This window comes from Reichenbachiella sp. MALMAid0571 (assembly GCF_040151475.1).
In the GTDB taxonomy this organism is placed as follows: Bacteria; Bacteroidota; Bacteroidia; order Cytophagales; family Cyclobacteriaceae; genus CAXBNB01.
Map to the genome: position 1 here is coordinate 23,054 of NZ_JBDKWG010000098.1, position 16,002 is coordinate 39,055.

At 36.9% G+C, this 16,002-nt stretch carries 12 protein-coding genes; all 12 read right to left on the reverse strand.

Going from position 1 to position 16,002, the window contains the following annotated elements; translation table 11 throughout:
- Positions 1-18 precede the first annotated feature (18 nt).
- Positions 19-636, reverse strand: coding sequence for an RNA polymerase sigma factor (locus tag AAOP42_RS04365; RefSeq protein ID WP_349527241.1), 618 nt, complete (start codon positions 634-636; stop codon positions 19-21).
- A 277-nt stretch (positions 637-913) separates the two neighbouring features.
- A complete protein-coding gene (locus tag AAOP42_RS04370) occupies positions 914-2,338 on the reverse strand; it encodes a TolB family protein (protein WP_349527242.1) in 1,425 nt (474 codons plus the stop codon).
- Positions 2,339-2,435: 97 nt separating this feature from the next.
- A complete protein-coding gene (locus AAOP42_RS04375) occupies positions 2,436-3,668 on the reverse strand; it encodes a hypothetical protein (RefSeq protein ID WP_349527243.1) in 1,233 nt (410 codons plus the stop codon).
- A 97-nt stretch (positions 3,669-3,765) separates the two neighbouring features.
- Positions 3,766-5,370, reverse strand: coding sequence for a hypothetical protein (locus tag AAOP42_RS04380; protein ID WP_349527244.1), 1,605 nt, complete (start codon positions 5,368-5,370; stop codon positions 3,766-3,768).
- Between the two features lie 132 nt (positions 5,371-5,502).
- On the reverse strand, positions 5,503-7,173 hold the full coding sequence (locus tag AAOP42_RS04385; protein ID WP_349527245.1) for a RagB/SusD family nutrient uptake outer membrane protein: 1,671 nt from the start codon (positions 7,171-7,173) through the stop codon (positions 5,503-5,505).
- 15 nt (positions 7,174-7,188) lie between these two features.
- Positions 7,189-10,518, reverse strand: a complete 3,330-nt coding sequence (locus AAOP42_RS04390) for a TonB-dependent receptor (RefSeq protein WP_349527246.1) — start codon at positions 10,516-10,518, stop codon at positions 7,189-7,191.
- 156 nt (positions 10,519-10,674) lie between these two features.
- The gene (locus tag AAOP42_RS04395) at positions 10,675-11,703 is read right to left on the reverse strand and encodes a FecR family protein (protein ID WP_349527247.1); all 1,029 of its coding nucleotides are present in this window, start codon (positions 11,701-11,703) and stop codon (positions 10,675-10,677) included.
- A 72-nt stretch (positions 11,704-11,775) separates the two neighbouring features.
- Positions 11,776-12,456, reverse strand: a complete 681-nt coding sequence (locus AAOP42_RS04400) for an RNA polymerase sigma factor (RefSeq protein ID WP_349527248.1) — start codon at positions 12,454-12,456, stop codon at positions 11,776-11,778.
- 86 nt (positions 12,457-12,542) lie between these two features.
- The gene (locus tag AAOP42_RS04405; RefSeq protein WP_349527249.1) at positions 12,543-13,520 is read right to left on the reverse strand and encodes a TRAP transporter substrate-binding protein; all 978 of its coding nucleotides are present in this window, start codon (positions 13,518-13,520) and stop codon (positions 12,543-12,545) included.
- Positions 13,521-13,614: 94 nt separating this feature from the next.
- On the reverse strand, positions 13,615-14,385 hold the full coding sequence (locus tag AAOP42_RS04410; protein ID WP_349527250.1) for an SDR family NAD(P)-dependent oxidoreductase: 771 nt from the start codon (positions 14,383-14,385) through the stop codon (positions 13,615-13,617).
- On the reverse strand, positions 14,385-15,443 hold the full coding sequence (locus AAOP42_RS04415) for a mandelate racemase/muconate lactonizing enzyme family protein (RefSeq protein ID WP_349527251.1): 1,059 nt from the start codon (positions 15,441-15,443) through the stop codon (positions 14,385-14,387). Before AAOP42_RS04415 ends, AAOP42_RS04410 begins: the two co-directional genes overlap by 1 nt.
- 304 nt (positions 15,444-15,747) lie before the next feature.
- A partial coding sequence (locus tag AAOP42_RS04420; protein WP_349527252.1) for a transposase occupies positions 15,748-16,002 on the reverse strand: 255 nt, incomplete at its 5' end.

The following is a 16,002-nucleotide window of genomic DNA, read 5'->3' on the forward strand; positions in this document are numbered from 1 at the left end:
AGAGATGATTGCAAGAAATCACCTTAGCATGCATACAGCAATGAACACCATTATTATATTTCTTAACCGGCTCAGGGCTTTATAGATGGATCTCCTTGCAGACGCTACATGATCATAGCCCAGCACTTCGGCTATTTCGCTGTAGCTGAAATTTTCGTAAAAGTAATAGTAGATGATTTCCCTATCCTTTTTCTTCATCTTAGCCAACGCACTGTTAAGCTTTTGCAATTGCTCTTTGTCAAATTGAGCATTGATGATGTTTTCATCAGCAGCCAACTCTACAAAAAATGATTCTTTAATTTGATCTTGACCAACAAATCTGTTTTTCTTCTTGATGTATTTGATGGTTTTTCTTCTAAACGATTTTATAAGGTAGAGTCTGATGTTATCTGTATCCGACAGGTGAAAAATACGTTCTCTGAGTTCCACAAAAAAATCCTGAATACAATCTTTGATTAAAGCTTCATCTCCGGATATTTGGATACCTATCTGAAAAAGGTCGTTAACATAGGTGCGATATATATACACAAATGCCCCATTGTCTCCTTCTTTGAATTTTCGCCATACCTCCAAATCAGATTTTTCCATAAATGAAGAGTATTCCTGATTGACACTATGAATGAAGGCTGATTTCAAATTGACTGTACTCTAGTAAAATTATATACGACCAAAATTGGGAATGTTTTATGTTCCCATTCGAGCATTTTTTAACTCAGATTGCAAAGTAGTGGGTCGGAAAGTTAAGTACAGAAAGTTAAAATGCTATATATCGAAAGGAAAAATAAAAAAAGAGCCCTAATTATAAGATCAACAGGATGTCGGAAAACTTTTAAAACTAGCTGGATTAACTGAAGCCAAAAAAATTAATACCACATATACATTTTGGAAAGAAATAACTCGTTTTGATTGTTATTTATCTCAAAGGTGGATTGTCAACAAGATAACCAACATCCATCGTGTAAATCTGTCTCCCCACTCCTTCATGACTAGAATCGAAGGAAATTGTTCTACCATCGGGAGAGAATCTTGGGTGCAAATCTACTCTTAAAATACCCGGATTGTAGGGATACAAATAACCACCTAACTTATATGCCAGCTTATCCAGTGGAACAAACTTTTTGGTAGGAATGTGGTACATGTATAGATAAATATATCCATTAATATTATAGGTATCTGTAAGAATCCAATCCCCACTTTTATGAAGTGTAATGTGCCCATTGGGTGCTTCGAAATACATTTCTTTGGCTTGTCCAGAATTATCATCGACAAATCTAAAATAACCACGAGTGCTCTTACTGCCATCAGGTTTTAAATGAAACCCATTGTCCATAATTTCATTCTCATTTATCCAGAAATGGTGACTTGGTTCTTTGTATAAATATTTAACATTTCCTCCATTGAGATCCATAGAAAATCCCTCAGTACGAGTATTGGTATTGCCCGGAGATGTCTCACGTGCATCTTTCGCAAAAGCAATAAATTTATTTCCAGAAGGACTAAATCCTTCTCTGAAAAAATAAAGTGTCCCTCCAAGAGTATCTGAAGGCAAACCATCAGGATACAATGTTTTTGCCATATCTCTTACTGACATCAACATATCGATCTTTTCAGTTTTCATATTCATTTTCCAGATTCCAATTTCAGAAGGTGCCCATTCGTTTTTGTATGGATCTTCTATCCCCACATATTTACAGCCACCATGAACAATCCGTTCAAAATTTACAGATAGTGCTGTCTGTCCATCAGGTGAAATAGTGTATACCGGAATGGGTAGCGTACGTGTTTCTTTCGTTTTGACATTATAAACACGACTCACTAGCTTTTTGCCATCTTTGGAGCGATCATTCCAAATGATCTCCTCATCGGAATTAGGAATCCATTGCAAACGACATCCTTGTTGCCAGTTCCAGGCGGTAGTTTCCCCAATTTTCGTCCACTTATTGTTTTTGTCTAAATCGAAAAATCCAATTTCCCCCTTATCATGAGATTGAACTTTACGACCTTCAATAAAAATCCGCATCCCTACCATATAGCGGCCACTTGGATCATATTGAAAGAGTTCGTGATGAGAACAGTTGTAAAAGAAAAACCCATGGTACATAGGTCTTTTCTTATTCCCCACAGGGGAAATACGATTGGATGGAAAGTATTTAGCATCCTCTACTTTTATCATTTCTTCAAAGCTGTTGTAGGTGTCATACCGCTGTGATCCTAGTTTCTTTGTAGCTACTTCCGAATTGCTCTTTTGTGAGATTCCTATAGTAATGCAAGTAGAAATCATGATAAAAGTAATTGCAAATCCTCTTTTATTGGTGATTAACTTTTTTAAAATGTTCATGTTAAGTGTTGGTTTATATTCTACTAAAGATCAGAACCAAATACTTCTTTGAGTTCCATTTAATCTCATTTATTCTATTAGATAAAAAAGCCTTCCATCATCTAATAATCTCAGAAATATCCACGGTGTATATCTGTCTTACTCCTTCGTGAACAGAGTCAAAACTTATACTCAACCCATCTTTTGATGGTCTTGGATGTAGATCGCACCTAATGTCTCCAGTATACTTCTCCTCATGACGGAATTTACCAAGGCTGATTTTTTTATTTCTTTCAATGTTAAATAAAAACAACTCAGACAGACGGTCAATTTCACCTGGATATGTATCAGACACAATCCAATTTTTGTTTTTAAGATAGCTGCAATGACCGTCAATTGTCAAAACACCTTTCCCAATGAGTTTAAAATCCTTTTTTCCATCCGTGAATTCAAGGTATTCTACAGGTCCTCTCATATCAGTGGTGACAAGAATAGTTTTTTCATCTTTCCAATCAAAATGAGATATCCAACTTCCAAAAGGTATCTGGCATTGCAAATCACTTCCGTCAATATTTACTGTCCATAAAGAAGTTACCCACTTTGATTTTTGTTTTATCCTGTACAGGAATAACAAGCGACTCCCTGTCGGGTTATGAAAGACAAGGTCAATCCAAGCAGGTTGATTCTCTGGCACCTCAGTATCCACTTGATCCATTATATCCTTAATTGACAAAATAAGATCTTTTGAACCAGTCTTCAAATTCAATAAATAAAGCCCGTCATTTGAAGGAACATTTTCCAGTCTATAGTTGTCATCAGCATGAGCATAACCTGTTACCTTTCGGATAAATCCCATTCTTTGAAAATCCAGTCCTATTGCCTTATCGTTGCTTGGAGAAACTGACGCAATTGGCCCATCAATTTTACGTTTTTTGCCTGTTTTGATGTTGACTGCATAAGAAATCAACTTGCCATCCAAACTGTCGTTATATGTGAATTCATCTCCATTGCCACAATCAACCCAGTTTAGCATGCTTCCTTGTTGTAGGTTAAACGATGATGTCTCTAAGATTTTAGTGAATTCATGTGTCGTTTTGTCAATGATACCTACATTGGCTTTGTCATCAACGGTAGGTCGATGATCGTCGAAGCTTGTTTCTAATGCCAAATGTTTAGTCCCAGATTTATCCCAAGGATTTACCCCATAATATCCAAAAAAATGATGCTTTGGTGGCATTGACAATCTTTCTATTCTTGCAGTCTCTAATTGCTCTTTAAATGAAAAACCAGGGAAACAAGTGGCTGCCAAAGCAGACATTCCTGTAATTTTGATAAATTCTTTGCGTTTCATAGTTGATAGTAATATTTAAATAGTAAAATTTAGATAACAGATAAACCATAAAACCGCAGCATAAAAATGCTATGGCACACATCAGTTTAATTGTTACTTATTGAATTTCTATATACATTGGATTTCCTCCTGCCACTTTAATCTCAATACCTTCAATCAGTTCTTTGCCGCTAAAATCCATCGCATCATCACCATTTATGCTGACTAAATAAGTCTCGTCATCTGATACAGTAAACCATTCTGGAAATTGATTGATTCTTGTGTAGTCTATTGGGAGGTGCATATTCTCCTTGTGTCGTTTGGTATCAAATTTAATTTTACCTTCCCAGTCATTTTCCACATTAATAGCAATTCTTAATTTGCCATTTTCTTCCGTAGCTCCCAGTTTCAGGTCGGTTCTCCAAGGTTGACACTGAGTACCCTGAGTTTTCCATAAACAGTACATTATCGTTGTTCGGGCAAAGTTGCCATCTCCATGCCAACCACCGATTATTCCATTTTCCTGTTGCATATCAAACATCACCCTTATTTCACCGTCTATCCAATCAGCCAATGAATCCATAGGTATCCTGTTCAATAAATTGATGCCACCCTCAATGGCATCCGCATGACCATCAGGAATCTTACCTACCCAGGGAAAATTGCGATAATCATCATTCAGGTTAGTAAGTACTTTGATTATTTCCTCATAGTATGGTTTATAGTTATCCACCAGATAAACAGAATAATAAGCATTGTATATGTATCCCCATGTATCAGCTATGCTACTATCCAAGATGTCCCCACCCACAGGATCAAATGCACTATAAAAAAGACCAGATTCGTTACGCCCCTTTTCTAAGATAAAATTAAGAAGTTCGTAGTAGCTCTCTGTATAAGTAGCTTTCTTTTTGGGATCGGCAAAATGGAGGGTGACATATAATTCACCAAGTCCCGAAATAACTTCGCTACCGTGATCTCTCATTCTCAAGTACTCTACCTTAGTAAGGTCTTTTTCCCCGAGCAAATAATAATCCCCAATCTTTATCGCCCAATCCAAGTATTTTTTTTCACCTGTCATCCAAAAAACTCGTGAAAGAATTTGCAACATTTCTCCGTTCACCTCTTCCTCAGGAGCATTGTACTGCCCAAGCTTGTCTGCACCCTTTATCACTTCAAATTCAAGATGAAGATCGTCAAGCATCTCTAACATCCGATCCTTCCAAGGTGAGTCACCGATGTATTCAGTTATAGGTAATAATCCGTCTTTACAATATTCTGATGCACCGAAGATAATCCAGTCCATATTTATTGTATCTCTTTTAAAACCTTGCTTTGAAAAAGAGTAATCATCCGGCAAAGACCTTACTCTTGAAGTAATGCTTTTCTCTGTTTTTAGCATGTTAAGCATTCGCCCTTTGTACAGGTTTTTATCAAGCAAATATGCTGTCAAAACCATAAAGGGGTAATTATCTGCAGCATTATTATATGCATTCCAAGTATCAACCCCTTCGCTATTATCAAAATTTTCGGAAATCAGTTCTGTAGTGGAATCTGCTTTTTCAAGCCAGCCATTGACATATCTCAGGCATCTATTATAGCCTTCGTTGGCAATTTTTCCATTGATTACTGCATTATTGAAATCCTCCTTTCGTAACTTTTGAGTAGAGCAAGCCATTACAATGCATCCCAATCCCACAATCAGTAAAATTTCATTTTTCATACAGATTGATTTAATAGACTAATTGTTTAGCGTTTCAAGATGATACCCATTTCATTCAAACTTACTCTCCACATTCTAAATACCTTAAAGACCCATGCAGTATAAAATTTTACACTGCATGGGCTTACTTCTTTAGTTTAAATAGTTGTCATTTTGACCTAGTGCTGCCTCCGTATTACGTTCTATCTGAGACGCAGGAATGGGAAATAACTCCCAGTGAGCTTCTACCTTGTCTGGTCCAGACCATGTATTATACTTTGTAGTACGTTCATACCATTTTCCCATCCTCATCAATGTCATTCTGCGTGGATCCTCAAAAAGGAGTTCCCTTAATCTTTCATCTAGGATATAATCTATATCTACATCTCCGGATGCAACAGGAAGAGCTTCTGCACGATTTCTTATGACATTGATAGCAATTGCCGCATTGTTTTGATCATCATTACCCAAATAGGCTTCCGCCAACAATAAGTATGTTTCAGCCAACCTGATATGTTGCCAGTTTTTATGAGTACCACCACCTGAGGCCCAAAGCTCGCCCGTTTCTGGGTTTTGAATAGTTTCAGGCAAATGGTCTCCAGGAGTTGTCAACTTCATCCAATATGGAAGGTTATGCCATAAGGTATCGGTTTGATCTTTGAAAGCATTAAGAGACTGTCCGAAATAAGCTGAAGCAGGATTATCTACAATGTGATCACGTTTAATATTACATGGAGCATTCCGAATATCATTGTCCCAATTGTCTTTCCATATACCGTATTTCACATGATTCACAACGGAAATATACCCACCAGGCCTTCCTCCATTCTGTGTTGTCGGACCAAAAAAAGCCTTGACCCCATCAGGATCATTTGCAAACCAGTATAGTGGACCAAAAGCTCTTTCAAATTTAATATTGCCATCGGAACTATGACTTAAATTACCTCCTCCCGGAATTCCATAAGCAGTTTGCAGTGCCCAAATGGTTTCTTTGTTGCCTGATTGCCAATCAACATTTCCCCTTTGAAAAAGATCCCAAAATACATTTGTTTCAGCCACATCTGTCCTGCGACCAAAACGCTCTGTCATTAATTCAAAATTTGGATTATCAATTACCCATTTTGCCGATGTTATTGCTTTGTCAAATTGCTTTAGGCTTATATATACCTCAGACAGTATGTGATAAGCTGCCGCTTTTGAAACTCTTCCCGCTGCATCTACCTGATCAATGCCCGGTAAATTTTTGGAAGCAAAATCCAAATCATCTGCTGACTGCTGATACACTGCGTCTCTTGATTCAGCCCTCACGTAATCACGTTTGACTTCATTTACAACTTCCAAAACCAAAGGCACTCTTCCGTACATATTTGCAAGTGTTCGGTATGCAAATCCCCTGAAAAATCTGGCTTCTGCAATGTGCTCGATTTTCAAACTTTCAGAAGGATATTCTACTCCCTCTACTTTGTCTAATACCAAGTTCGCATTTTTAATAACGAGGTACATGCCATCCCACATTTTTTGACTTCTCTCGTTATCCGGAGTAATGGTGGCACCTCCTCTATAACCTATTTGCTCATTGACATTTCTGGGACTCATAGCCACATCTGTACCATGAAACATATAGGTGTAGTCCTGAGAGCCATCAAATTCGGCTTTTACAAGTCTGTACATTTCAGTAAGTGTTGATACAATGTCAGCCGATGTATTGTAAGAATTATCTGCTGTATATATATCAAGTGGTTCTTCTATTAAAAATTCATCGTCATTACACGCAAAAAATGTAAAGAAAATGTTTATCGCTATTATATATCTAATGTATTTCATCTTATATAGGATTAATTAAAATGATAGATTTATTCCAAATGTGTAACTTTTCAGTAGTGGGTAAGCGGTCATGAAACCATCACCTGTTTCAGGATCCAATCCATACCAATCAGTCCATGTGTATAAATTTTTACCACTTATAAAAATATTGAGATCTTGTATGTTGAGCTTCTCCAACAATGTTGAATTAAATTTATAGGCTAACGACACATCCTGTAGCCTTACAAAATTTCTCTGAAAGTATCTGTTATTTTGAACCGGATCATCATTAAAAAGCTCTTTGAATTGAGAATTCGGGTTCTGTGGAGTCCACCAGTATTGTGAATGTTCTACACCAAAATTATTTTTTCTTGCCAGGTCGTCTCTTTGGTCTCCTGTAGGGCCAGTAATAGCTCCGACATAATTATTCTTTCCTCCTTGGATAGAATTCAATAGTATCATCAATGAGAAGTTTTTCCATGTCAAGATATTCTTAATACTGAAACGATAAGAAGGGTCACTGTAACCTATTATTTTACGGTCATCTTGAGAGCTAATAACTCCATCAGGTTCTCCGGAAGGTCCGCTAATATCTTCATACTTATAAAGTCCTGGCCCTGAATTTGAAGGTATGTTATTATCTCCAAGTTGATACAATCCCAAAATATTGTAGGTGTAAATAGCACTTCTTGATTCACCAATAAAAAGACCTGAAGAGATCAAATCATCCTCTATGCCATCTCCGTTATCATCTTTACCAAGCAGAGAAACTATCTTATTCCTGTTTCTGGAATAAGTAATGGTACTGTTCCAACTGAAATTATCGCTCTGAACATTAATCGTATTTAAAGTAATTTCCAAGCCCTTATTTTTCATTTCCCCTAAGTTGGTAAATGTTGAACTTATCCCTCCCAGATTTGGAAGAGCTACGGGAAAGAGCATGTCATTAGTCTTGGTAGAATAAAATTCCACCACACCATTGATACGTGAATTAACAACTGAAAGGTCAAGACCTAAATTAAGTGATGATGTCGTTTCCCACTTCAAATTGTGATTTCCTAAGGTAGAAGTTGTTTGAGTAAAAGCTGAATTGCCACCAAATGTGTAGCCGAATGCTGAAGTCATCTGAGCCAATGTCTGATAGCGACTGACCGATCTGTTTCCATTTTCACCATAAGAAAGTCTTAATTTTCCATCGTTCAACCAGCTCACTTTATCCTTTAGGAATTTTTCTTCCGTGAACTTCCATCCAAAGGCAAGAGAAGGGAACTGAGCAAACTTATTGTTAGCTCCAAATCCAGAGAACCCATCTCGTCTTAGCGTTCCTGTTAATAAATACCTATCATCATAGTTGTATACTAGCCGCCCCATATAATATACACTCGTCTCTTGCTCCGCACCAGTTGTTGTGCTTTGTTTTTCAACAGAACCATCCTGTAACCTATTCCAATCAAGCCCTTGCAACGCAAACTCTCCAGATAATGCAGAAGTGTAATCTTCTGTGATCTTTTCTCGTCCTGAAGCCAATGTCAGGTCGATAGAATGTTTTTCCAGAAAGAATTTCCTGTAGTTGATCCGATGGTTAATTTGATAATCAAAATCATTCCAATGTTGTTTTTGAGCCTCCCCAGTGTCGCTGTTTCCGTGTGGGTTGTAGGTGTACAATCTATGTTGGCGATAGTCAGGAGTATAGTTTAATTTATACTTAAGATTTTTTACGAAAGGAACTTCCATGTCTACATAAAAATTTCCATAGAAGGTAGTGTACTTATCCACTTGCTCGGTATCTTGAAAAAACAATGGTGTTAAAAAACCATCAGGAAACAAAAAGAGGCTTCCGTCTTCATTATGAGATTTTGACAAGGGAGATTTTAGTAATATGTCGCCTAAGCTTGTAGCCTGCCCTTTATAGTCTGAAACTGTCATAAAGGTTTGAACTCCCGCCCTTAACCAATCAAAAATATCATAGTCAACATTTAACCTTGCAGACAATCTTTTGAAATTATCATTTTGCACGTATCCTTTTGAGTCGGTATGCCCTAGCGACATATAGGTCGAAGAGTATTTTCCCCGCGTCTGCATATTCACAGTGTTGTCAATTATGATTCCAGTTCTAGTAGCTGATTCTCTCCAGTCAGTATCTGTTCCATCGTTGAGACCTTCTACCTGATGCAGGGTAACTAGTGCATCCGCATCATTGTAATCAGGATTTGGTTGAAGGTAACCTGATTCTTCTGTATATGCCTGTCTCCACCATACATCTTTGTTTTTTTGAAGAAACTGTTCTCTATTCATTGGTGTCCAGGATTTCGTTGGAGTCTGAAAACTGTTTTTTCCTGAATAACTGAAAATTGGTTTTGATGTTGACTCAGCTCTTTTAGTTGTAATTATAATTACCCCATTTGCTGCTTGAGACCCATAAATAGCGGTAGAACTGGCATCTTTAAGAACTGTTACTGATTCAATATCATTTGGGTTAATAGATGTCATCCTTCCTCTAAATATTACATCATCCAGTACTATTAAAGGTGAGGTTGCCCCTCCCAGGGTATTCAACCCTCTGATAGACATAGTCGGCTGAGCACCTTGGGTTGTTGTAGCACCTACATTTAAGCCCGGTACTGCCCCCTGTAAAGACTGGGCAATACTTACATTTGAAGTTTGTCTGAAAGATTCAATATCAGCAGTGACTACAGATCCTGTTAAATCACTTTTTTTCATAGTACCAAAACCTACTACTACTATTTCCTCTAACTGCTCCGCATCGACCTCCATTTGAATGTCTATGGCACTCTGAGTCCCTACCAATATATTCTGGGTCTTGTACCCAACAAAAGAAATTGCAATAGTAGCTCCTTCTGAAAGACTTAATCTATAGTTTCCCTCCAGATCACTAGTAGTGCCATTAGTAGTGCCTGTCTCTATGACTGAAGCCCCAGGTAATCCCTCTCCATTTTCATCAGTGACTTTTCCAGATATTTCAATATCTGCGATGATCGTCATTTCAATTTCTTCTTCTACAGCCTCACCATCATCCTGTTTCATCCTGACAAAAATATTATTGTCAATGCGTTTGAAGCTTAACCCCGTTTTCTTTGAAATGACTCTTAATACTTTAAAAAACGATTCGTTTTTTACTTCCAAACTCAATTTTTGATTTTCATCAATCTGAGAATCATTGTAAGAAAAATTGAACTTGGTGCTATTTTCCAATTCTGAAAATAAGTTAACCAGCTGCACATCATTGAGTTGGACGGAAAGAAATATTTCTTCCAGACTCTTATTTTGTGCCTCTCCCGAAGAAGCAATAAGCATCGTGCCAAATAGGATTTGGATGCAAAGACCATAAAAGGCGCACTTTGTCATAAACCAAATTGTGTGTAAATTTGTTCTCATGTAATTTGATAGTTTAGTGAAACATGTTTTCATTGAACAGTCTTCTCTAAGATTGTTGCTGCAACCTTAGAGTCAAGTGATAAAGCCAATGTTTTTTTAAGCATTGGCTTTTAACTTGTATTGAATTTAGTTTTTTTCATTTTTTTGGATTTTTACTGTCTTATTAATCAATTTAAACTCGATGAGGTTTGAAAAGCTAAAACCCCTCAATACATTCTCTAAGCTCTGGTTATCAAACGCTCCATTAAACTTCCCCTTAATTTGGATATCTTCATCAATTTGAATAGTTACACCATACCATTTTTCCAACCTATTTACAACTTCATCAAATGATGCCCTTCTGAAAACTATCTTTCCATCTTTCCAGGCGAGATGTTCTGATAAATCACACTTTTCTTTAACCACTCTACCAGTTACCTTATGAAGGCTTACCATTTCATCGGGCAACAAAACCACATCCTCTAGTTTATTAGAATCCAATCCATTCTGAACACGCACTTTACCAGTAGCCACCATCACCTTTATTTCGTCCTCATCTGAATATGCATTAATATTAAAAGAAGTTCCTAAAACCATTGTCTGTACATTGTTTGTGGTAATAATAAAAGGTTTGTCAGGATTGGGATTCACTTCAAAGAATGCTTCTCCAATCAGGCTGACTTCCCTTGTTTCACCTTCAAATTCGGATGGAAATAAAAGTTTACTTCCATAATTCAATTTTACTTCTGTCCCATCAGGCAACCTGAAAGTTTTTTTCTCACCATATTTGGTTTGCTTAGATACCATATAGGTAGTAGATACCAAATCTTCTGTTTTCTGATTTTCCACAACATAGAACAATGCTGCAAATCCAAGCAAAACAGCCACAACAGCAGCTATTTTTAGTGCGCCACTGAATTTGATTTCTTTTTTGCCAGATTTCTTTATTATGTTTTCCAATACCTCCAGTTTCTCATCAGATGTAGGATATACGCTATTTTTATATTCTAAGGAGTCAATAATTCCCTTTGCGAGGTAGATTATTTGAGCATTTTTAGGATGTTTTGCCATCCAATTCTTCCAGAAATAATTGCACTCAGGAGACGGATTAGTCACCCACTCGATAAAATATTCATCGTTTAAAAAATCTTCCAGACTATACTCACTATAATTCATATCCAAGAGGCTACCTACTTGTATAAGACAGAAATGAAAATAGTGCCTACACTTTTTTTAGGTTTTTTTTATTCAGATAAAAAGAGAGCCTATAAATAGGCCTATTATCTCCGAGACATTGATGTTCTCTTTCATTTTTTTAACAGCACGGTAAACCAAAATACGAGCGTACTTCACTTTTGAAAACCCCATCAATTTTGAAACCTGTACATATGAAAACCCTTCATAATAGTAGTACATAATAGCTTCCTTCTGCCTCGAAGAAAGTAGATTAAGGTTTTTAGACAGTATGTCTTTGACTCTTGCATTCATCTGATTGTTGATGAAGTTTTGTTCAGGAGAAATGACTACCTCAAAATCATAATTATCAAGATTAACTGAGTTATTTGCAAAGAATAAATTTTTAGATTCAGCTCTAATTATCCTCCTGCGAAGTGATGAGAATAAATAAAACTTAATAGAAGTCGTATCACCAAGCCTACTTTTATTTTTTCTCATATCCACAAACATATCCTGTATATGATCCTTTACACTCTCCCTATTTTGACAAAAACGGTGTCCATAATTAAACAGTTGAGAGAAATAATTTTCATAAATGTGCACGAAAGCCGACTCATCATCTTCTCTAAACTTTTTCCATATTTCACCATCGGACATTTCCAAAAATATATCTTGCTGTCCATGAGGAGCTACAAAGTGACTTCTTTCCCCGTCGTTTATTGATTTTTCCGATGATAATTTTTTGAAAGTCAACTTACAAGTATTTAAAGTGTGTCAAAAAGTAAAAAATATTTCTATACACATAATCTATGTCTATACATAAACATCAATCAGCCCCTTCAATAGGATTTGACTCTTTCTATCATTATTTTCTTTTCTTCGTCCTTCAATAATTCTTCAATCAGGTGTTTGGATCTTTGTTCGAAAAGAACCTTATCCGGTCGTATAATCTCAACTTTGTTTTTCACAAGCAACTCAAGGCATTCTTGTACAGATTGAGCCCAATACTGTTTTTGAATTGGTACTGAGGATTTAGCAGCTGTTTCAATCCATTCTTTTTCCTGCTCAGATAAAGCATCCCAATATTTAGTACTGATCACCAATACATCCGGAATAGATGTATGCTCGTCCAGAGTATAATATTTACATACTTGAAAATGGTTTGAGGACACCAATGATGGAGGGTTATTTTCCGCACCATCCACTACACCCTGTTGCAATGCTGTATATAGCTCTCCAAAAGCCATAGGTGTAGCAGATCCCCCTAAGCTATTCACCAATTCAATTGACATCTGTTGATTCATCACTCTGAGTTTCAATCCTTTCAAATCATCAGGTGTCCTGATCGGCTTGTCTTTGGTATAAAAACTCCTGCTTCCTGCATCGTAGAAACACAATCCACGAAGCAAAAAATCACTACTCCCCTCTAGCATTTCCTTTCCAACTTCACCTTCGAGTACATTAAACAAGTGCTCCTTATCCCTGAAAAGGTATGGAATACCAAGAACTTCATAGCTTGGAGAAAAATTTGCCATAATGCCAGCACTTACCTTTGTAATGGCAATACTACCTATTTGAAGCAATTCCAGTACTTCTCTTTCACTTCCCAATTGCCCATCCGAAAATATCTTGATTTTTAATTTTCCTCCAGATATCTCAGCCAATTGACTTTGAAAATAGACTATCCCCTTGTGTACAGGATGAGTCTGAGGAAGGCTATGAGCCAAAAACAATGTTTTAGTTTTAGACGATTGGTTACATGAGCCTAAAAGAAAGCTTGCTACTGAAAAGCCTAATACAAGAATTATTTTCGTCATTTATCTATATTATTATACAAAATTGAAATAGCATTCGCAGCGAGTTGCACAATGGATTTCTTTTCTACATATTCAAAAAAAGTGTTTGGTATCATTAAAAGTTAATAGCAGCACCACCATCTACAGGCAAAACCACTCCAGTAATGTACTTAGCAGCTGCTGAAGCTAGAAATACTGCCGCATTACCAATATCCTCAGTTTTGCCAAAGTGATCCATTGCAATGCGATTGGTGATCTGCTGTTTTCTTGCTTCATCTTTACTGATGGCATTTAAAAACATATTGGATTCAATCCATCCGGGTGCAATTGCATTTACCCTGACATTGTATTCTGAATATTCAGTAACCAAGGAATTAACCAGACCAGTAAGAGCAGATTTGGATGTGCCATAAGCAGATACACGATCAATACCGAAAAGACCTGCCATCGAACTAATCATTATAATTGCACCTTGCTTTCTTTCGATCATATACCTGACACATTCTCTGGTCAAGCTAAATACACTTATAAGATTAGTTTGAATTATTCGTTCAAAATCTTCATCAGTTGTTTCTTGTGCCCATGCCTTATGATGGATTCCGGCATTGTTTACCAAAATATCTATGGCTCCAATGTTATTTTCAATTTCCTCAACCAACTTCGGAATACTACCTCTATCTGTGATATCATGAACCTGATATAACGATTGCTCTCCCAACTCCTTACTTGCTTCTTGCAATACACTTTCACGCCTTCCTGTGATCACCACCCTTGCACCAGCTTGAACGAAGGCTCTTGAAATACCCAAACCTATTCCTGTACCACCTCCTGTTACCAGCGCTAGCTTGCCTTCAAGTGAAAATACTCCTAAGTTGATTTTGACCATTATTTTATTTCTGTTAAATACTCGTCTAGAAACTTAAACCCCCACCCAGGGCGATCGTGTGGTATTGCATAACCGTCACTTACAAGCATAGGGTGATCAATTAACGGGTCGACCCAATCAAACGATTCCGCTCCCACTCCATTTGAGATTGTACACAACAAGGGTACGTCATAATCTTTGTAATAATGGGGTAGCACCGGAAGATGAAAGCTCTTGGCCAAGGCAGCACTTTCTCGCCAAGCCTCCACTCCGCCAATCCTTAATATATCCGGTTGCCAAATATCAATGGCATTGCGTGTCACCAATTCACGGAGAGGCAAGGTGTCATACTCTCTTTCTCCCATGGCCAATGAAATTCCTGTCTGATTTTTAAGAATTTGGTATGCCTGAAAGTCTTGATGATGGACGGGTTCCTCAAACCAATTGATGTTTAATTCACGTGCACCGTTAGCCAGTTTTATTGCTGAAGGCAGATCCATTCCCTGATTGGCATCCATCATGATATCCACTTTATTCCCAACTGCCTCTCTTACCATTTTTAATCGCTCCAGATCGGTGCTTACTTTTGGAGAGCCTACTTTTATTTTTACCGCTTTAAATCCTCGCTCTGCGTAGTTAGTCACTTCCTCTATCAACTCATCAATAGAATAGGAGATCCAACCACCACTTCCGTAAAGAGCCACTTTTTCCTGATGAGTACCTAAAATTTTATGAATAGGCAGTCTCAAAAATTTACCCCAAGCATCCCACATGGCAATATTTATGGCTGCTTGTGCCCATCTTAACAATCCCTGATTACCAAAATACTCATTTAATGCTTCTAGCCTTTTATTAACAAGACCAGTTTCGTTGGCATGATATCCTTTCAATACTTCCGATAAATCTTTTAGTGCACCAATGATAGCGTTTGGTGAATACTGAAATGACAGCAAATAGGATTCTCCAACAATCTCATTCTCCAGTTGTATCCGAACTACAATAAATGACAATTCGGTCAGTGTATGAGTGGCATCAGAAATAGGGTTCTTCAGTTTCGAATACGCTCTATATAATTTCACATTTTTTATTTGCAAATCCTTCATTCTTAATTCTTATTTATGAATTCCGTTAAAAGCTTCTGTTGACCAATAGACATTTGCAATATTATGTTCCTTATAATTAATTGCTTTCAACTATTTTAGTAAAAAAGTACACTATTTTGTGTATAATAATAGACATTATCACGGTTGATTTATTATGGAGAATTTTGCTCTTAAAAAAACCGCCAATTCATTGCTAATTTTGGAGAAAAAAATCTTGTAATCTCTCTATGCACAATCAACCGTGATAATGTCTAATATTAAACCTAACCCGTTGTGCTAATTAAGTGATAGCGACTTTTAAATTGTTTATTGGTCTGTTGAAATCAAATTTGTTGATAAACTGGATCAATGTCAATGCGGTGATTTTAGCCAAAATCCTGGTTTTAAATCCCAAGAAAGATTTAGCATAATTTCTTCGGATCATAAACTGATCACAAAGTTGAGAAAACAATGTTTCTAATCGTTTTCTGGTTTTTCTGAAAACCCATGCTTGCTTTTGATAGGTTTTTTGGTTGTTTCTTTTAGGAGTATCCAA